The sequence below is a fragment of the Allobosea sp. TAB14 genome (genome assembly GCF_052113865.1).
Taxonomy (GTDB): Bacteria; Pseudomonadota; Alphaproteobacteria; order Rhizobiales; family Beijerinckiaceae; genus Allobosea; species Allobosea spartocytisi.
Window position 1 is genome coordinate 1 of the sequence record NZ_JBFRDQ010000021.1, and the last position, 17,744, is coordinate 17,744.

The 17,744-nt window shown below is 67.8% G+C and carries 14 protein-coding genes and 1 pseudogene; 7 read left to right on the forward strand and 8 right to left on the reverse strand.

Translation table 11 applies throughout. The features are described from left to right. Nucleotides 1-110 precede the first annotated feature (110 nt). Nucleotides 111-1,073 (forward strand): AEC family transporter, encoded by a 963-nt coding sequence (locus tag AB4Y99_RS05025; RefSeq protein ID WP_211200529.1) that lies wholly within the window; start codon nt 111-113, stop codon nt 1,071-1,073. Between the two features lie 203 nt (nt 1,074-1,276). After that, on the forward strand, nt 1,277-1,513 hold the full coding sequence (locus tag AB4Y99_RS05030) for a hypothetical protein (RefSeq protein WP_112761926.1): 237 nt from the start codon (nt 1,277-1,279) through the stop codon (nt 1,511-1,513). A 33-nt stretch (nt 1,514-1,546) separates the two neighbouring features. On the opposite strand, the gene dprA is transcribed toward AB4Y99_RS05030, so the two are convergent. The 5 genes and pseudogenes from dprA to AB4Y99_RS05055 form a co-directional block, all read right to left on the reverse strand. Beyond that, a complete protein-coding gene (gene dprA, locus AB4Y99_RS05035; protein WP_441522590.1) occupies nt 1,547-2,767 on the reverse strand; it encodes a DNA-processing protein DprA in 1,221 nt (406 codons plus the stop codon). A gap of 4 nt (nt 2,768-2,771) precedes the next feature. Beyond that, nucleotides 2,772-3,272, reverse strand: a pseudogene (locus tag AB4Y99_RS05040) (glycerol-3-phosphate acyltransferase); the annotation flags it as partial. 127 nt (nt 3,273-3,399) lie between these two features. After that, entirely contained in the window at nt 3,400-4,716 is a 1,317-nt protein-coding gene (gene pyrC, locus AB4Y99_RS05045; protein ID WP_441522591.1) for a dihydroorotase, read from the reverse strand. Then, nucleotides 4,709-4,951: a hypothetical protein gene (locus AB4Y99_RS05050; protein ID WP_112761924.1), complete on the reverse strand. Its 243-nt coding sequence runs from the start codon at nt 4,949-4,951 to the stop codon at nt 4,709-4,711. Before AB4Y99_RS05050 ends, pyrC begins: the two co-directional genes overlap by 8 nt. A 5-nt stretch (nt 4,952-4,956) precedes the next feature. Then, nucleotides 4,957-5,901 carry an aspartate carbamoyltransferase catalytic subunit gene (locus AB4Y99_RS05055; RefSeq protein WP_038368145.1) on the reverse strand — a complete coding sequence of 315 codons (945 nt, stop codon included), beginning with the start codon at nt 5,899-5,901 and terminating at the stop codon, nt 4,957-4,959. A gap of 155 nt (nt 5,902-6,056) precedes the next feature. On the opposite strand from AB4Y99_RS05055, the gene AB4Y99_RS05060 reads away from it, so the two are divergent. Next, the gene (locus AB4Y99_RS05060) at nt 6,057-7,193 is read left to right on the forward strand and encodes a serine hydrolase domain-containing protein (RefSeq protein ID WP_441522592.1); all 1,137 of its coding nucleotides are present in this window, start codon (nt 6,057-6,059) and stop codon (nt 7,191-7,193) included. A 7-nt stretch (nt 7,194-7,200) separates the two neighbouring features. On the opposite strand, the gene panB is transcribed toward AB4Y99_RS05060, so the two are convergent. Then, nucleotides 7,201-8,022, reverse strand: a complete 822-nt coding sequence (gene panB, locus AB4Y99_RS05065) for a 3-methyl-2-oxobutanoate hydroxymethyltransferase (protein ID WP_370954152.1) — start codon at nt 8,020-8,022, stop codon at nt 7,201-7,203. 209 nt (nt 8,023-8,231) lie between these two features. Between panB and topA the strand changes: the two genes are divergently transcribed. Then, complete coding sequence (gene topA, locus AB4Y99_RS05070; RefSeq protein WP_441522593.1) at nt 8,232-10,895, forward strand: type I DNA topoisomerase; 2,664 nt, start codon at nt 8,232-8,234, stop codon at nt 10,893-10,895. A 32-nt stretch (nt 10,896-10,927) separates the two neighbouring features. After that, entirely contained in the window at nt 10,928-11,158 is a 231-nt protein-coding gene (locus AB4Y99_RS05075; RefSeq protein ID WP_038368152.1) for a hypothetical protein, read from the forward strand. A gap of 78 nt (nt 11,159-11,236) precedes the next feature. Here the strand turns inward: AB4Y99_RS05075 and AB4Y99_RS05080 are convergent, their stop codons facing one another. Continuing rightward, on the reverse strand, nt 11,237-12,427 hold the full coding sequence (locus AB4Y99_RS05080) for a DUF2778 domain-containing protein (RefSeq protein ID WP_441522594.1): 1,191 nt from the start codon (nt 12,425-12,427) through the stop codon (nt 11,237-11,239). 442 nt (nt 12,428-12,869) lie between these two features. Here AB4Y99_RS05080 and AB4Y99_RS05085 point away from each other — a divergent pair, with 442 nt between their 5' ends. Further along, nucleotides 12,870-14,126: an MFS transporter gene (locus AB4Y99_RS05085; protein WP_162719961.1), complete on the forward strand. Its 1,257-nt coding sequence runs from the start codon at nt 12,870-12,872 to the stop codon at nt 14,124-14,126. A gap of 167 nt (nt 14,127-14,293) precedes the next feature. Here the strand turns inward: AB4Y99_RS05085 and AB4Y99_RS05090 are convergent, their stop codons facing one another. Further along, the gene (locus AB4Y99_RS05090; RefSeq protein ID WP_441522595.1) at nt 14,294-16,618 is read right to left on the reverse strand and encodes a bifunctional salicylyl-CoA 5-hydroxylase/oxidoreductase; all 2,325 of its coding nucleotides are present in this window, start codon (nt 16,616-16,618) and stop codon (nt 14,294-14,296) included. Nucleotides 16,619-16,988: 370 nt separating this feature from the next. Here AB4Y99_RS05090 and AB4Y99_RS05095 point away from each other — a divergent pair, with 370 nt between their 5' ends. Beyond that, on the forward strand, nt 16,989-17,744 hold the full coding sequence (locus tag AB4Y99_RS05095) for an SDR family NAD(P)-dependent oxidoreductase (RefSeq protein ID WP_441522596.1): 756 nt from the start codon (nt 16,989-16,991) through the stop codon (nt 17,742-17,744).

Below are 17,744 nucleotides of genomic sequence, written 5' to 3' on the forward strand. Positions count from 1 at the left end.
CGATCCGCCTGCCATGGGAGGGACAGGCCGGTCTTCCATCCGACTCCACAACCCGATCCGCCTGCCATGGGAGGGACAGGCCGGTCTTCCATCCGACTCCACAACCGGTGATGGAAGCCTTTGTTCCCTCCGGCCATTTCCACGAGTTCCCGCCCGTCATGCTCGACAGCCTGATCGCCGTCTTCCTCGTCATTGCGACGGGCTGGTTCCTCAAGGTTCGCGAGATCGTCTCGCCGGCACATTGGATCGGCGTCGAGCGGCTGACCTATCAGGTGCTCTTCCCGGCCGTCGTCATCTACACGCTGGCGATGGCCAATCTCGGCGACCTGCCCGTGCTGGCCATGGGCTTTAGCCTCGTCCTCGCCATTCTCAGCGTCGCGGCCCTGTTGCTGCTGGCGCGCCCGCTGCTCGCGCGGGCCGGCATCGACGGGCCGGCCTTCACCTCGATCTTCCAGGGCTCGGTGCGCTGGAACACCTTCGTCGCGCTCGCCCTCGCCTCCGGGTTGCAGGGCCGCACCGGCGCGACGCTGATGGCGATCGCGGTGGCGTCGATGATTCCGCTGCTCAACGTGATCTGCGTGCTGGTGCTGGCGCGCTTCGCCAATGGCAAGCCGATGAGCGCCAGCGCGACCATCCGCTCGATCCTGTACAACCCCTTCATCTGGTCGTCCGCGGTGGGGCTCACCCTCAACCAGGTGCAATGGGCCATGCCCACGGCCTTCATCGGCTATCTCGACGTGCTCGGCCGCGCCTCGCTCGGGATCGGGCTGCTCGTGGTCGGGGCCGGGCTCGACCTGAAGCGGCTGGCCCGACCGAACCTGGCGCATGGCGTCGCGGTTCTGCTCAAGCTCGTCGCGATGCCGCTGGCGGCATGGCTCTTTGCCGGGCTTTTCGGCGTGACGGGCCCCGCCCTGACGATGACGATCATCGCGGGCGCCGTGCCCACGGCGACGGCTGCTTATTTCCTGGCCCGGGACCTCGGCGGAGACGCGCCGCTCATGGCCGAGATCACCACCTTGCAGACTCTGCTCGCGCTCGCCACGATACCGGTGGCAGTCCTTCTTCTGGGATAGAATCCGCCGATTTTGGAGGAAAAGCGCCCAATCACACCGGCTCTCTTCCTCTTGCCTCGAAGGCTGGCGCCTTATGCGAGCACAGGGCGGAACCATATCCTAAAACTTGTATTTAATTACATATACACCCTATAAGTGCATTACTGGCGTTGAGCCGGCGACAGTGAACGACTGGCCTCCAACCATGAGGGAGTCTGCCCGCGATGAATCCGGTCGATAAGGTCCGGTCCGCGTATAGCGATGCCGAACAGGAAGCCGAGTTGCCGGAACGGCCGCTTTCGCCGTTCGAGGCYGCGAGTTTCATCGAGGGGATGACGGCGGAGCTGCGCCGGATGGCCCGGAACGCCAAGCTCGACACCCTGTCCTATTTCCTCGAAATGGCGCGGATCGAGGCCTCGGCGCAGATCGAGCAGATCGCAGAGCGGAAGCTCGACGCCTGATCCGGACCAGTCCTGTAGCGAAGCGGGAAGCCCTCAGGCGCCCGCGCGCGACAGGCCGCCTCCAGGATGCCGCAGCACGGCTCCGGTCAATTCCAGTTCGATCAGCGCGCGCCCGACATCCCGCGCCGGATAGCCGCTCGCGCGCACCAGATCGTCCAGAGCGACCGGCGTCGGGCTCAGCAGCCCGAGCAGGTTCGAGCCGATATCGTCCGCCTCGCCCGTCCCGGCCGGCGGCGCGGGCGCAAAGCCATCGCGATCGCTTCCGGCCGCCTCGGTGACCGGCGGCTTCGTCACATCCGGCAGGTCGAGCTCGTCCCAGAGCGGTTCGCCCGCGCTCGCCACAGCCTCCTCCCGCATGGCCTGATGCTGGTGGAAAAGGTCGTCCCGCCGCCCTACCATGGGGCGCAGCGCCTCGACGACATGCGCGGCCTCCGCGCAGAGCGTGGCGCCCTCGCGGATGAGATGGTTACCGCCCTCGGCCCGCGGGTCGAGCGGCGAGCCCGGCACGGCGAAGACCTGCCTGCCCTGCTCATTGGCGAAGCGTGCGGTGATGAGCGAGCCGGAGCGGCGCGCCGCCTCGACGACGACCGTGCCGAGCGCGAGCCCCGAGACGATGCGGTTGCGGCGCGGAAAATCACGGCCGCGCGGCTCGTAGCCGAGTGGCATCTCGCTGATGAGGGCTCCCTCGGCCGCGATGCGCTCGGCAAGCCCCCCATTCTGAGGCGGGTAGATCCGGTCGAGGCCGCCGGCCAGGACGGCGATGGTTCCCGTCGCGAGGCTCGCCTGATGGGCGGCGGTGTCGATGCCGCGCGCGAGGCCGGAGACGATGGCGAAGCCCGCCTCCCCGATCTCGCGCGCCAGCCGGCGGGTGAAGGTCAATCCCGCAGCCGAGGCGTTGCGCGAGCCGACCAGCGCCACCGCCGGCAGTTTCGGGAATTCTCCGCGTATCGCGACGAGCGGCGGCGCGGAATCGATCGCTCGCAGGGGCAGCGGATAGTCGGCCTCGCCCAGCGCGACGAAGCGGCCGCCGAGACGGTGCAACCCATCCATCTCGCGCTCGGCTTCGGCCTCCGGAAAGATGCGGATGTTGCGGCCGGCCTGCCGCGCGAGGTCGGGCAATGCCTCCAGCGCAGGGCCGGCACCGCCGAAGCGGTTCGTGAGAGAACGAAAGCTGCGCGGCCCGATGCCGTCGCTGCGGATCAGCCTCAGCCAATCGAGGCGCTGGCGATCGGAGAGGACGATGCCAGCAGCCATGCCATCAGCCCTTCTGGCCGATCTTGCCTTCGCTGCCGGCCAACAGCCGGGCGATATTGGCCCGGTGCATGATCCAGAGCAGGAGGGTGAGGACGGCCATCACCGCCGCCGCCTGATGCATCCCTGCGGCAAACCAGAGCAGCAGCGGCGTCAGCACGCTCGCCGTCAGCGCCGCGAGCGAGGAATAGCGCGAGAGCCAGGCCACGCAGAGCCAGATCGCGGCAAAGGCGAGCGCGATCCAGCCATTGAGGCCGATCAGCACGCCGAGATAGGTCGCGACACCCTTGCCGCCCTTGAAGCCGATCCAGACCGGGAAGAGATGGCCGAGAAAGGCGCAGACCGCGGCGGCCAGCGCCGCCTGCGGCCCGCCGAGCCAGTGCCAGGCGACGAGGACGGCCACCGTGCCCTTGAGCATGTCACCGACAAGCGTCGCCGCCGCGAGCTTCTTGTTGCCGGTGCGCAGCACATTGGTGACTCCGTCCAAACCCTGAGCCCTCATCCTGAGGAGCAGCCGTAGGCTGCGTCTCGAAGGATGCTCCAGATTGCGCCGGAGCCTTCTGGAACATCCTTCGAGACGCCATTCCTTTGGGAATGGCTCCTCAGGATGAGGGCTCAGGCTCCCAAACAGGTATTCAGCCCGGCCCGAGCTCGTAAACAGCCCGCCCGCCGACGAAGGTCGTCTGCACGATGCCCTGAAGCCGCGCCTCGTCGAAGGGCGAGTTCTTGGCGCGGGATTTCAGCTTGCGTTTGTCGACGACGAAGGGCGCATCGGGGTCGAGCAGGATGAGATCGGCCGGGGCGCCCGCAGCGAGCCTGCCGCCGCCAAGCCCGAGCAGCCCGGCAGGGCGCGTCGAGAGGGCGGCCAGTAGCGCGGACAGGCCGATCTGCTCCGACTGCACCATGCGCAGCGCGGCCGCCAGCATGGTCTCGATGCCGAGCGCGCCGTCGGCCGCCTCGGCGAAGGGCTGGCGCTTGGTCTCGACATCCTGCGGATCGTGGTCGGAGACGATGACGTCGATCACGCCCTCGGCCAGCGCCGCGACCATGGCGAGGCGCTCATCCTCGGACCGCAGCGGCGGCGAGACCTTGCAGAAGGTGCGGTAGTCGCCGACGTCGTTCTCGTTTAGCGTSAGRTTGTTGATCGAGACGCCGCASGTGAYSCGCACGCCRTCSKSCTTSGCCCGGCGCACTAGCTCGRCSGATTCSGCGCAGGAGATCATCGCSGCGTGGTARCGSGCGCCGGTSGCSCGSGCSAGGCGSAKATCSCGCTCCAGCATSACSGTCTCGGCYTCGRYCGGAATGCCCGGCAGGCCCTTGCGGCTGGCGAACTCRCCCTCGTTCATCACGCCGGAACCGCGCAGCTCGGGATCCTCGACATGGTTCATGATCAGCGCGTCGAAATTGCCGGCGTAGATCATGGCGCGGCGCATGACCTGCGGATTGCGCAGCGCCCGGGCGCCGTCGCAGAAAGCGACCGCGCCGGCTTCGAGCAGCAGGCCGAATTCGGTGATCTCCCGGCCTTCCAGCCCCTTGGTCAGGGCGGCGCAGGGCAGCACGTTGACGATCGCCTTGTCGCGGGCGCGGCGCTTCAGGAAGTCGATGATCGCGGGGTCGTCGATCGGCGGATCGGTGTCCGGCCGGCAGACGACGGTGGTGACGCCGCCGGCAGCCGCCGCATGCGAGCCAGAGCCGAGCGTCTCGCGGAACTCCGCGCCGGGCTCACCGAGGAAGGCGCGCAGATCGACGAGGCCGGGCGTCAGCACCAGTCCCTTCGCATCGATGCGGCGGACGCTCTCKCCCGTCGCCGGCGCCGCGCCCCATTCCACGGCCGCGATGGCGCCATCGCGCAGCAGGACCGAACCCGCCCCTTCGCGACCCGTGGCCGGATCGACCAGCCGGGCGTTGACGATCGCGATGTCCTGCGCTGCGATGTCCTGCGTTTCAGCCATGATCCGTTCCATTGCGGCCGTCAGCATCCAGCCGGCGCGTAAAGACGAAGCTCCAGAAGGCGACGAGCCCCCAGAACAGCAGACAGAGCCCTGCACCGGCCAGGACGATGAACCAGGTCCAGCCGGCGTGCGGATCGGCCCAGAGATAGCCGGCCGCGACCACGAGATAGAGCCCGACGAAGACGAACCGCACCCGGCGCATCGTTCGAAGCAGCCAGGCGAGAGCTCCGTCCATCGGCCTCAGACATTCGGCAGGTGCTGTGCGAGCGCGTCGAGCACCGCCATGCGGACGGCGACGCCCATCTCGACCTGCTCCCGGATCAGCGACTGGGCACCGTCGGCCACCTCCGAGGAGATCTCGACGCCGCGGTTCATCGGGCCGGGATGCATCACCAGCGCATCGGGCGCGGCACGTTCCAGTTTCTCGCGGTCGAGCCCGTAATAGCGGAAATACTCCTTCGGGGACGGCACGAAGGCGCCATGCATGCGTTCGAGCTGGAGGCGCAACATCATCACGATGTCAGCGCCTTCGAGCCCCTTGTTCATGTCGGTGAAGAGTTCGACGCCCATGCGCTCGATGCCCGGCGGCAGCAGCGTCGTCGGCGCGATCAGCCGGACTTTTGCACCTAATGCATTCAGCAGGATGATGTTGGAGCGGGCGACGCGCGAATGCAGGATGTCGCCGCAGATCGCCACCGTCAGCCCCTGGATGCGGCCCTTGTTGCGGCGGATGGTCAGGGCGTCGAGCAGGGCCTGGGTCGGATGCTCATGGGCGCCGTCGCCGGCGTTGACCACCGAGCAGCCTACCTTGCGGGCGAGCAGGTTGACCGCGCCGGCGGCATGGTGGCGCACGACAATGATGTCGGGCCGCATGGCGTTGAGCGTCGCGGCGGTGTCGATCAGCGTCTCGCCCTTCTTCACCGAGGAGGAGGCGACCGACATGTTCATGACGTCGGCGCCGAGCCGCTTGCCGGCGAGCTCGAAGGAGGCCTGCGTGCGGGTCGAAGGCTCGAAGAACAGGTTGATCTGGGTGCGGCCGCGCAAGGTCGCCGCCTTCTTCTCGACCTGCCGGGACAGCGCGACATAGTCCTCGGCCCGGTCCAACAGGCCCTCGATGTCGAGATGGGACAACCCCTCGATGCCGAGCAGGTGGCGGTGCGGATAGAGCGGCGCTGGCGATGTCATTTGAAGCAGGCTGTTTAGGCGCGACTCGCCCGAGGTGCAAGCCGCTCCGAACAGGAAAGACCGCTATGCCGCGCGCAGCGGTGGAGCTTGCCTGCGATTGGCGCTAGGTCAGAAGCCGATCCGTCCGCTGCCTGCGTTTGCCGAAGGAATTCGCCTTGTCCGCTTCCACGACCGCTCATGTTCCGGCGCCTCACGGAGCCGATTGGCAGACCATCGCCCCGGCCGAGGCCGGCTTCGATGCCGGGCGGCTCGGCGAGGCCGTCACTTTCGCGCAAGGCCATGAGAGCCCCTGGCCGCGCAGCCTCTATTATCCGGACGGCTCCTATGTCGGGAATGTCGAGTGGAACGAGACCGGCCCCTGGACCGAGATCGTCGGCCCGGTGCGCGAGCGCGGCGGCCCGGCCGGGCTGATTCTGAAAGGCGGACGCATCGCCGCCGAATGGGGCGACACCGGCCGCACCGACATGACCTTCTCGATTGCGAAAAGCTATCTTTCGGTGCTCGCCGGCGTCGCCTTCGACGACGGGCTGATCCGCGATGTCGAGGAACCCATCGGCAAAAGCGTGGATGATCCCGCTTTCGCCGGGCCGCATAACGGCCAGATCACCTGGCGGCACCTGCTGCAGCAATCGAGCGAATGGCAAGGCGAGATCTTCGGGAAATCCGATCAGGTCGATCACAACCGCCAGATCGGCCCCGGCGCCGACAACAGCCGCAAGGGCCAGCGCCGCGAGCTCAGGCAGCCCGGCTCCTTCTACGAATATAACGACGTGCGGGTGAACGTCCTCGCCTATGCCCTGCTCCAGCTTTTCCGCCGGCCGCTGCCGGAGGTGCTGCGCGAGCGGATCATGGACCCGGTCGGCGCCTCGCCCGACTGGCGATGGGAGGGCTACAGCTCGTCCTTCGTCGAGATCGATGGCCGGCGCATCCAGTCCGTGCCCGGCGGCGGGCATTGGGGCGGCGGGCTCTTCATCGGCGCCCGCGACCATGCCCGCTTCGGCCTGCTGATCGGCCGCAAGGGCGAGTGGAACGGCCGGCAGCTCGTTTCCCGCAGCTGGATCGAACGCTCGCTGACGCCCTCCCCCACGCTCGGCAACTACGGCTATCTCTGGTGGCTGGCGCGCGGCCCGGCGGCGCGGCCGGGCGTTCCTCAGACCGCGTTCACGGCGCTGGGCGCCGGCAGCAACGTGATCTGGATCGAGCCGGAGCGCGACATCGTCGCGGTGCTGCGCTGGATCGAGGGCGCCTCGACCGAGGGCTTCATCGACCGGCTTCTGGCAGCGCAGGCCTGAGCGCGCCTCAGCCTTCCTTCACGGCATAAACCTGCTCGGGTCCGGGAAAGCGTCGGGCTCGAACCTCGGCGGCGTAATCCGCCACGGCCTTGTCGACCCCCTCGGCGAGATTGCCAAAGAGCTTGACGAATTTCGGCACGCGCCCGGTCAGGCCGAGCATGTCGTCGAGCACGAGCACCTGCCCGTCGCAGGCGGCGGAGGCGCCGATGCCGATGGTCGGGATCGCGATCCTGGCGGTGATCTCCGCCGCGAGCGGCTCGGCCACCGCCTCCAGCACCACGGCGAAGGCGCCTGCCGCCGTCACCGCCTCGGCATCGGCGATGATCGCCGGCCATTCGGCCCGGTTACGCCCCTGCGCCTTGAAGCCGCCGAGCACATTGACCGCCTGCGGCGTCAAGCCGACATGGGCCATCACCGGAATGCCGCGCTCGACGAGGAAGGCGATGGTCCTGGCCATGCGCTGCCCGCCTTCGAGCTTCACCGCCCCGCAGCCGGTCTCCTGCATGATGCGGGCGGCGTTGCGGAAGGCTTGCTCCGGGCTCTCCTCATAGCTGCCGAAGGGCATGTCGACGACGATCAGCGCGCGACGGGAGCCGCGCATGACCGCCTGCCCGTGCAGGATCATCATCTCCAGCGTCACCGGCACGGTGCTGTCGAGGCCGTGCACGACCATGCCCAGCGAGTCCCCGACGAGCAGGAAATCGCAATGGCGGTCGGCCAGCGCCGCCATCGGCGCGGTATAGGCCGTCAGCGAGACGATCGGCTCAGCCGCCTTGCGGCTGCGGATGTCCAGCGCCGTCATGCGCTTGATCTGTGCTTGCGACGACACGCTCTTCTCCCCATGTGACGGGTGCTACCCCGTGGAAGGCCCTAAACGCTCTCCCCCATCCCGGAAAGCGCAATCGGCGTTTGACACGGCTCGCCCGCTGAACCACTTTCGCGCGCAATTCCGAACCGCACAGGTCTTGCGGGTCGCGGACCCGTCCGTTACGGCCGGTTCCGCGCTCTGATCAGGGCTGTCATCGAGACACGAAAACCATGAAGCTCCTCGTCGTCGAGTCGCCGGCCAAGGCCAAGACGATCAACAAATATCTCGGCTCCGACTACGAGGTCATCGCCTCGTTCGGGCATATTCGCGACCTGCCGGCCAAGGACGGCTCGGTCGAGCCCGACAATGATTTCGCGATGAAGTGGGAGATCGAGGGGCGCGGCGCCAAGCAGGTCGCCGAGATCGCGCGCGCCGTGAAGGGCGCCGAGAAGCTGATCCTCGCCACCGACCCGGATCGCGAGGGCGAGGCGATCTCCTGGCATGTGCTGGAGGCCCTGAACCAGAAGCGCGTGCTCAAGGGCATCCCCGTCGAGCGCGTCACCTTCAACGCCGTCACCAAGGACGCCGTGCAGAAGGCGCTGGCCAATCCCCGCGCGATCGACCAGGCGCTGGTCGATGCCTATCTGGCCCGCCGCGCGCTCGACTACCTCGTCGGCTTCACCCTTTCGCCGGTGCTGTGGCGCAAGCTGCCGGGCGCCCGCTCGGCCGGGCGCGTCCAGTCCGTGGCGCTGCGCCTGGTCTGCGACCGCGAGCGCGAGATCGAAGCGTTCCGGGCCCGCGAATACTGGTCGCTCGTCGCGACGCTCGCGACCGAATCCGGTCAGACCTTCGAGGCCCGTCTCGTCGGCGCCGACGGCAAGAAGATCGCAAGGCTCGACATCGGCAATGCCGAGGAGGCCAAGGCCTTCAAGGAGGCCCTGGAAACCGCGCTCTTCACCGTGACCGAGGTCGAGGCCAAGCCGGTCAAGCGCCACCCCTACCCGCCCTTCCAGACCTCGACGCTGCAGCAGGAAGCCTCGCGCAAGCTGGGTCTCGCCCCGGCCCGGACCATGCAGCTCGCCCAGCGCCTCTATGAGGGCGTCGATATCGGTGGCGAGACGGTCGGCCTCATCACCTATATGCGAACCGACGGCGTCGACATGGACGGCTCGGCCATCACCGCCGCGCGCAGCGTCATCGGTAAGGAATTCGGCGACCGCTACGTGCCGAGCGTGCCGCGCAAATACACGGTCAAGGCCAAGAACGCGCAGGAAGCYCACGAGGCCATCCGCCCGACYGATCTCGGCCGSCTGCCRGCGMWGGTCRTGCGYCATCTCGAGCCSGAACAGGCSAARCTCTACGAGYTGATCTGGAAGCGCACCATCGCGAGCCAGATGGAATCGGCCGAGATGGAACGCACCACGGTCGACATCGCCGCCAAGGTCGGCGCCCGCAATCTGGAGCTGCGCGCCTCCGGCCAGGTCGTGCTCTTCGACGGCTTCCTGACGCTCTATCAGGAAAGCCGCGACGACGAGGAGGACGAGGACTCCAAGAAGCTGCCGGCGATGAAGGCGGCGGACAGGCTGGAGAAGCGCGCCATCGCCGCCGACCAGCATTTCACCGAGCCGCCGCCGCGCTTCTCGGAAGCGAGCCTGGTCAAGCGCATGGAAGAGCTCGGCATCGGCCGGCCCTCGACCTATGCCGCGACGCTCTCGACCCTGCGCGACCGCGAATATGTCCGCATCGAGAAGAAGCGCCTCGTGCCCGAGGACAAGGGCATGCTGGTGACCTCGTTCCTGGAGAGCTTCTTCAAGCGCTATGTCGAGTTCGACTTCACGGCGAACCTGGAAGAGAAGCTCGACCGCGTCTCCAACGCCGAGATCGACTGGAAGGCGCTGCTGCGCGAGTTCTGGGAGGAATTCACCGCCTCCATCGGCGAGACCAAGGATCTGCGCGTCGGCGACGTGCTGGAGGCGCTGAACGGCGTCCTCGGCGACTATATCTTCCCGCAGAAGGCCGACGGTTCCGACCCGCGGATCTGCCCGACCTGCGGCAACGGCCAGCTTTCGCTCAAGCTCGGCAAGTTCGGCGCCTTCGTCGGCTGCTCGAACTATCCGGAATGCCGCTATACGCGGCCCCTCTCCGTGCCCGCCGCCGATGGCGAGGCCTCGGCCGAGGGCGGCCAGGGCGCACCCGGCGTGCGCATCCTCGGCACCGATCCGGTGACGAGCCTCGAGGTCACAATGCGCGACGGCCGCTTCGGCCCCTATATCCAGCTCGGCGAGGGCGAGAAGCCGAAGCGCTCCAGCCTGCCCAAGGGCATGAGCCCGGCCAGCGTGACGCTGGATAAGGCACTCGCCCTGCTCTCCCTGCCGCGTGAGGTGGCGCGGCACCCCGAAAGCGGCGAGCCGATCCTCGTCGGCATCGGCCGCTACGGGCCTTACGTGCAGCACGGCAAGACCTACGCCAATATCGACAAGGGCGACGATGTGCTCGAACTCGGCGCCAACCGCGCCATCGACCTGATCGTCGCCAAGGAGAGCGGCGGTGGGCGCGGCGGCCGGGCATCGACACCGGGACGGGCGCTCGGCGATCATCCCGCCGGCGGCGCGCTGGAAGTGAAGGCCGGCAAATACGGCCCCTATGTCGCCTGGGGCAAGATCTTCGCGACACTGCCCAAGACGATGACTGCGGAGGGCATCACGCTGGAGCAGGCCATCGAGCTGGCGAACGCCAAGGCCGAGGCGAAAGGCGGCGCCAAGGGCAAGGCGAAGGCCGCGGGTGCTGCGGCAAAGGCCAAGGCACCGGCGAAAAAGCCCGCCGCGAAGAAGGCGCCGGCCAAGAAGGCTGCAGCCACGAAGGCTCCCGCCAAGGCCAAGACGGCAAGCGGCTGAGGCCGCTCGCTTTCGCGAGAGACAGCGCGGTCATGCGTCTGGCGAGCTGGTTATTTGCAGGTCTCGGGGCACTCGTCTGCTCCGTGACCTTCGCGGGCTGGGTCTGGCTCAACGCCTACGCCTGCGGAGGCTGCAAGAACTTCCGCCTGCGCTGGGAGGATACCGAGGCGCTCAGCCTGTTCATCCCGCCCTTCTTCCTGGGCTGCGTTCTGATGGTCACAGGCGCCGTGCTGTGGATCGGGAACCGTTCGCAACGGCGCTAGAGCTTGCTGGCTTTACCCGGACCACGGGTCGTTCCGGGCTCATGCTTGTGACATGCCCCTAATGACGGCGTGCTTCCGTCACAGGCTCGCGACCACCACGATCCGTCTCACCTCGCCGCGCAGGAAGGCCTGCAGGAAGCGCTCATAGTCCTTGAACGAGATGCAGCCGTTCGAGTCGCCGCGTGGCCCGAGCAGATAGGTGTGGGCGAGGAGACCGGCGCGGCCGTGGATCGCGCCCGAGCCGCCGACCGGATTGAGCCGGATGGCGCGCACGCCATGGAACAGCGCCTCGCGCTCGGTCAGCGTGTAGGTGTGCGGCGGGGTGACGCCCTTCATGCGGACATGGGCGTAACTGGGATCGTCCATCATCTCGCCCAGGCCGGAATGGGCCTCGAGCCGCTCGCCATTGGGCATGTAGACCATCTTGGCGCTGATATCGTAGATCGCGGTGCCGGCCTCGGCTGTGCGCGGCGGCGTGCCGGCCGAGGGGCTGAGGCGCGCGACGCGACCGCGGTCGACGACGTCATCCTGCGGCGCGGCATAGGCCAGCGCCGTGCCCGCCGGCTGTTGCTTCTGCACGCCGAAGAGCTTCTCGAAGAAATTGCGGTTGTCCTCAGGCGTCGGCGCAGGTGTGGCGACAGCGACACGGCTGCGGCGGGCCGATGTCACCGGCTGCTGCGCCAGGCGCGGCGGCTGGGCCTCGGCAGGCGGCGGCACCAGCTCGGCCGGACGCGGCACGGGGAACGGAGCGGCAGCGAGGCCGGCGATCTCCTGCGAGGCCGTCTCGGGCGGAACGGACGCGATCAGCTCCGAGGGACGCGACGCCGGCAGCGGCGCCTTTTCGGCCAGGCTCACGGGCGCCTGCGACGGCAGCGGCAGAACCGAACCCGAATCCGGCAGATCGAGCGCTTCCGGCACCGCGGCCAGGCGCATCGCGGAGCCGACTGGCCGGCTCTGCGCGAGCGGGGTCGGGGTCGTGCCGGCGAAATGCGGATCGAGCAGGCCGCCATAGGCCCGCTCGGTGGTCGTTCCGGCGAGGCGCTCCGGCGCAGGTGGCCTGATCACCTGGGAGATGGCGGTTTTCTTGTCGTTGGCGGCAACATCGACGCTGGGATCATGCGGCGCGACATGATCGAGCAAGCGGAAGCCCGTCATCGCTCCGAGGCAGAGCGCGGCCGCCCAGAACAGGGTCCGGCCGATGGGGCGACGACGCCGCCGAAGACGCAGATGGGGCGCCCCGCTCCGCCGCGCATGTCTGCCATAGCTCATTGCCCGCACTCTCGATACGCCAACGCCACGCCCGGCCTCGACAGGCGCGCATGCTCGTTCCGCCACACCCCGAGGCAACGGGATGCGCGGCGCGTGACGATGCGTCCGGCCATGCTGGGAGAACCCAAACTACGTTCTTCTCCGATAAAGCGCCGTGTTGGTTAATCGTCGGTGAAGCCGACCGCGCTTTTTTTAGCGGTGGGTGGTGAAGCGGCGCGACGTGTCGCGGGCCCCGAAGGCCACGCAAAGGCGGCACCATCAAGGCGCGGGTTGCAAGGCGCAGGGCGGTCATTCGCAAAGAGAGGGTTTTTCTGGCTCACCCGCCGCGATTAGTTCATCTTTCCGGGCGAAGGGACCCGGTCCTCTCCCCAGCCTGGCCGAATCGCACATGTCGCAAGGACCGCAGCCCGCAGAGACGGCCACGCAGGAGGCAGCGCCTCCCGTGACGCCGCCAGCCGAGGCGAGAACGAGTTCGGTCGCGGCGCTCGGCGCCATCGTGAGCGGCGCGCTCATCCTGCAGATCGCCGCGACGATCGTGAACACGGTCATCCCGCTCAAGATGGCGCTCGCCCAGAAGGCGCCGCTGCTGATCGGCCTGGTCGGCTCGGCCTATTCGGTCGGCTTCCTCGCCGGCTGCTTCATCATTCCCGCCTTCATCCGGCGCGTGGGGCATATCCGCGCCTTCGCCGTCTTCGCGGCGTTGCAGGCAGTGCTGACGCTGAGCTTCGGGCAGACGCCGATCGACATCTGGGGCCTGTCGCGGCTGGGCATGGGCTTCGCCGGCGCGGGCCACGCCATCTGCATCGAGAGCTGGATCAGCGGCCAGGCGAAGGCCGGCCAGCGCGGGCGCATCTTCGGCCTGTATCAGATCATCAACCGGCTTGCCCTGATCGGCTCGCAGATCGGCGTCGGCTATGTCGCGATGCAGTCGAGCGAGATCTTCCTGTTCGCTAGCGCTGCGTTCTCGCTGGCGCTGATCCCGGTCGGCATGACGAAAGCCAGGGGCCCGGAATCGGGCGCCGTGATCTCGGTCAGGCTGAACACGATCTGGCAATACGCACCGGCTGCCGTCATCGGCTGCCTCTATGTCGGCCTGATGGGCGGGGCGCTCTCCAACGTCGCGCCGGCCTATGGCATCCTGATCGGCCTCGACCAGAAATGGGCGATCCTGCTGACCGCCGGCATCCAGATCGGCGCACTGGTGCTGCAATGGCCGCTCGGCCTGCTGGCGGACCGGGTCGAGAGCCGCAAGATCATGCTGAGCGCCACCGCCTCGGTGGTGCTCTGCACGCTGGCGCTGGGCGTCGTGCTCTGGTTCGCCCTGCCCCATAGCCGGTTCTGGCTGTTCGGGCTGTTCGCGCTGATCGGCGCCGGCAGCATGCCGATCTATACCGTCGCCGTCGCCCATGCCTATTTCCGGCTCGGCCGCGAGCGGGCGCTCGGCCTCTCGGCGCAGCTCCTCTTCCTCTGGGCGACGGGCTCGGCCATCGGCCCGCTGGTCTCGACCGCCTTCATGCAGGTCATCGGGCCGCAGGGGATGCTGATCTATCTCGGCCTGCTCTCGGCCGCGACCGGCGTCTATCTCGCCTTCCGCCTGCGGCGCAATCCGCCCTCGGCCAATCCCTTCGGGGAACGCCCGGCCACGGCACCGACCATTCCCGACGTCTCGCCTTCGGGGCGTTCGCAGGGCGGCAAGTAGGACAGCGTTCCAGCCTGCGCCGACAGGCGAGTCATCCCGGTCACAGCGAAGCGAAGAGCCGGGATCCGTGCCTGAACGTCAAACGGAAGCGCTCCGGCATGGATCCCGGGTCAAGCCCGGGATGCCGGCGCGTTTTCCGCTCGAGATCAGCAAGTTCTAAGCCAGGCCTACGCTTGGGCGGCGTGGCGCGTCGGCTTGGCCTTGAGCTTCAGCGCTTCCAGCTCCCCGCGCTCGCGCGGSGTGTTGCGCATGAGCTGGTCTTTGCCGGGCTGATACGGCACCGGCTGGGCGACATCGACCCCGTACCAGGCGGCAGCGCGCAGCACGAAGGACGGATCGGCCAGATGCGGGCGCCCGAGCGCGACGAGATCGGCGCGGCCGGCGGCGACGATGGTGTTGACCTGATCGGCGGAGGTAATGTTGCCGACGCACATGGTCGCGACCTCCGCCTCGTTGCGGATGCGGTCCGAGAACGGCGTCTGGAACATGCGGCCGTAGATGGGGCGTGATTCCCGCGTGGTCTGGCCGGTCGAGACGTCGACGAGATCGCAGCCCTCGGCGGCGAAAGCCTCGGCGATCGCCACGGAATCCGCCGCCGAGAGCCCGCCTTCGGCCCAGTCCGTCGCGGAGACGCGCACCGACATCGGCTTCTCGCGCGGCCAGGCCTCGCGCAGCGCCCGGAASACCTCSAGCGGATAGCGCAGGCGGTTCTCGACCGAGCCGCCATAGTCGTCGGTGCGCCTGTTGGTCAGCGGCGAGAGGAAGCTCGCCAGCAGATAGCCATGGGCGCAGTGCAGCTCCAGCATGTCGAAACCGGCGCGCATCCCCCGTTCGGCGGCCGCGACGAATTCCGCCTTGACCCGGTCCATGTCGGCGCGGGTCATCTCGCGCGGCACCTGGCTTTCCGGATAATAGGGCAGCGGCGACGCCGAGATGATCGGCCAGSCSCCTKCSGGCAGCGGCCGGTCCATSCCYTCCCACATCAGCYTGGTCGCGCCCTTGCGGCCGGCATGSCCGAGCTGRAGGCARAWCTTCGCGGCCGAGTKSSCGTGMACGAARTCGACGATGCGYKTCCAGGCGGCTTCCTGCTCGTCGTTCCACAGGCCGGTGCAGCCGGGGGTGATCCGGGCATCGGGCGCGATGCAGGTCATCTCGGTGAAGATCAGGCCGGGACCGCCGATGGCGCGCGAGCCGTAATGCATCAGGTGCCAATCGCCCGGCAGGCCGTCCTCGGCGGAGTACTGGCACATCGGCGAGAGCGTCATGCGGTTCTCGACCTGCATCTCGCGCAGCTTGAAGGGCTGGAAGGCCGGCGGGACCGGCGAGCCGTCCTTGCGCCGCTTGGCGAGGTCTCCGAGCCCGTCGGCGACGAGCTTGTCGACGGCCGTTACCATTTCCGGCGCACGCAGGGCCAGATTGTCGTAGGTGATCGCCTTGGAGCGGGTCATCAGGCCGAAGGCGAAGCGCAGCGGCTCGAAATCCCAGAAGCGCTTCAGTTCCTCGAACCAGACCAGCGAGACATCGGCCGCGTGCTGGGTCTTCTCGACCTCCTCGCGGCGCTGTGTCTCGAACAGCTTGAGGCCTGCGGTGACATCGAGCTTCGCCTGCCCCATCGCCTTGTGCAGGGCGATGGCGTCCTCCATCGCAAGCTTGGTGCCGGAGCCGATCGAAAAATGCGCCGTCGCCTTGGCGTCGCCGATCAGCACGACGTTCTCGCTCACCCAATGGCGGCAGCGGATCATCGGGAAATTGCGCCAGAGCGAGCGGTTGGTGATGAGCTTGTGGCCTTCGAGCTCCTCGGCGAAGACGCCTTCGAGGAAGGCGGCCGACTGCGCCTCGTCGAGTTTGCCGAGCCCGGCCTTCTCGAAGGTCTCGGGGTCGGTTTCCAGCACCCAGGTCGAGCGCCCGGCCTCGTACTGGTAGCAATGGGCGATGAAGAGCCCGTGCTTGGTCTGCTTGAAGAAGAAGGTGAAGGCATCGAAGGGGCGGGTCGAGCCCATCCAGGTGAACTTGTTCGGCCGCAGGTCGGTTTGCGGCTGGAAGCGGTCGCGCCAGTTCTCGCGTATGCGGCTGTTGATGCCGTCGGCAGCGACGACAAGGTCGTAATCGCGCTTCAGCGCCTCGATATCGGCAATCTCCTCGCCGAAATGGAGCCCGACGCCGAGAGCGCGCGCCCTCGCCTGCACCAGCATCAGCAGCGAGCGACGCGAGCAGCCGCAGAAGCCGTTGCCGGGAACGCGGTGGACCGTGTCCTTGAAGTGGATCTCGATGTCGTCCCAATAGGCGAAGTTGTCGCGGATCGCGGCATAGCTCTCGGCATCCGCCGCCTTGAACGTGTCGAGCGTCTGATCGGAGAACACGACGCCGAAGCCGAAGGTGTCGTCGGCCTGGTTGCGCTCGAAGACATCGACCGCAATCTCCGGCCAGTCACGTTTCATCAGCAGCGCGAAATAGAGCCCTGCCGGCCCGCCGCCCACGACCGCAATGCGCATCGACGCCTCCTCCAGAGCACCAGCCGATCCGGCTGATGATATTATTTTAAGCCTAAAATATTTTTGAGCTCAAGAGACTTTTGCAACCTTCAAATCGGACACTCAACAACGGAGCCGAAACCCCATCGAACCCCCGCAGCCCCCATCCTGAGGAGTCGCGCAGCGGCATCTCGAAAGACGGTCAAGAGACCTGCAGGTGCCTCAGGAAGCACCCTTCGAGACGCCATTACCGACGGGGCAGCTCCTCAGGATGAGGGCTTCAGGCCCTGCAGACCAGCCCCGACGCCCCCAGAACGGCGCCGGCGTGTCCGCCGGCGCCCCACGAGCCGCTGAGACTTAAAATATGTTCTGCGGAGGAGGTCGAGCGATCATGACTCTGCGGGAACGGCACGCGCTGGTGACGGGAGGCGGACGCGGCATCGGCCGAGCCATCGCCGCGGCACTGACGCAGGCCGGAGCGCGGGTCAGCATCCTCGGGCGCGATGAAACCTCTCTGCGCGACGCCGTGGCTGCGGGAGTCGCCGCCGATTTCGCTCCTTGCGACGTGCGCGACGAGAGTGCCGTCTCATCCGCGCTCGATCATCTCTCCGGTGGACATGGCTTCGACATCGCCATCGCCAATGCCGGCGCGGTCGAGACCGGCCCGTTCATGCGCAGCGACAGCAAACGTTTCCGCCGGATGGTCGAGATCAACCTGATCGGCACCGTCAATCTGTTCCACGCCGTGCTGCCGGCGATGCTGGAACAGCGCCGCGGCCGGCTGATCGCCATCGCCTCGACCGCCGGGCATCGCGGCTATCCTTATGTCAGCGCCTATGTGGCGGCGAAGCATGCCGTGGTCGGGCTGGTGAAGTCGCTGGCGCTGGAGACGGCCCGCTCCGGCGTCACCGTCAACGCCGTCTGCCCCGGTTACGCCGATACCGACATGGTCGCGAGCGGGCTCGACACCATCGCGGCGAAGACCGGCAAGAGCCGCGAGCAGGCATTGGCCGAGATGGTCAGGGACAATCCGCAAGGCCGGCTGATCGCGCCCGAAGAGGTCGCGGCCGCCGTGCTCTATCTCTGCGGGCCCGGCAGCGATGCCGTCACCGGCCAGTCGCTCATGATCAATGGTGGGGAGTTCTGA

Bases quoted from the DNA above. Each gene is read 5' to 3' on its own strand.
- AB4Y99_RS05025 (WP_211200529.1), top strand. From the start codon at position 111: ATGGAAGCCTTTGTTCCCTCCGGCCATTTCCACGAGTTCCCGCCCGTC.
- dprA (WP_441522590.1), bottom strand. From the start codon at position 2,767: ATGGCTGCTGGCATCGTCCTCTCCGATCGCCAGCGCCTCGATTGGCTG.
- AB4Y99_RS05050 (WP_112761924.1), bottom strand. From the start codon at position 4,951: ATGGACGGAGCTCTCGCCTGGCTGCTTCGAACGATGCGCCGGGTGCGG.
- AB4Y99_RS05055 (WP_038368145.1), bottom strand. From the start codon at position 5,901: ATGACATCGCCAGCGCCGCTCTATCCGCACCGCCACCTGCTCGGCATC.
- AB4Y99_RS05075 (WP_038368152.1), top strand. From the start codon at position 10,928: ATGCGTCTGGCGAGCTGGTTATTTGCAGGTCTCGGGGCACTCGTCTGC.
- AB4Y99_RS05080 (WP_441522594.1), bottom strand. From the start codon at position 12,427: ATGAGCTATGGCAGACATGCGCGGCGGAGCGGGGCGCCCCATCTGCGT.
- AB4Y99_RS05095 (WP_441522596.1), top strand. From the start codon at position 16,989: ATGACTCTGCGGGAACGGCACGCGCTGGTGACGGGAGGCGGACGCGGC.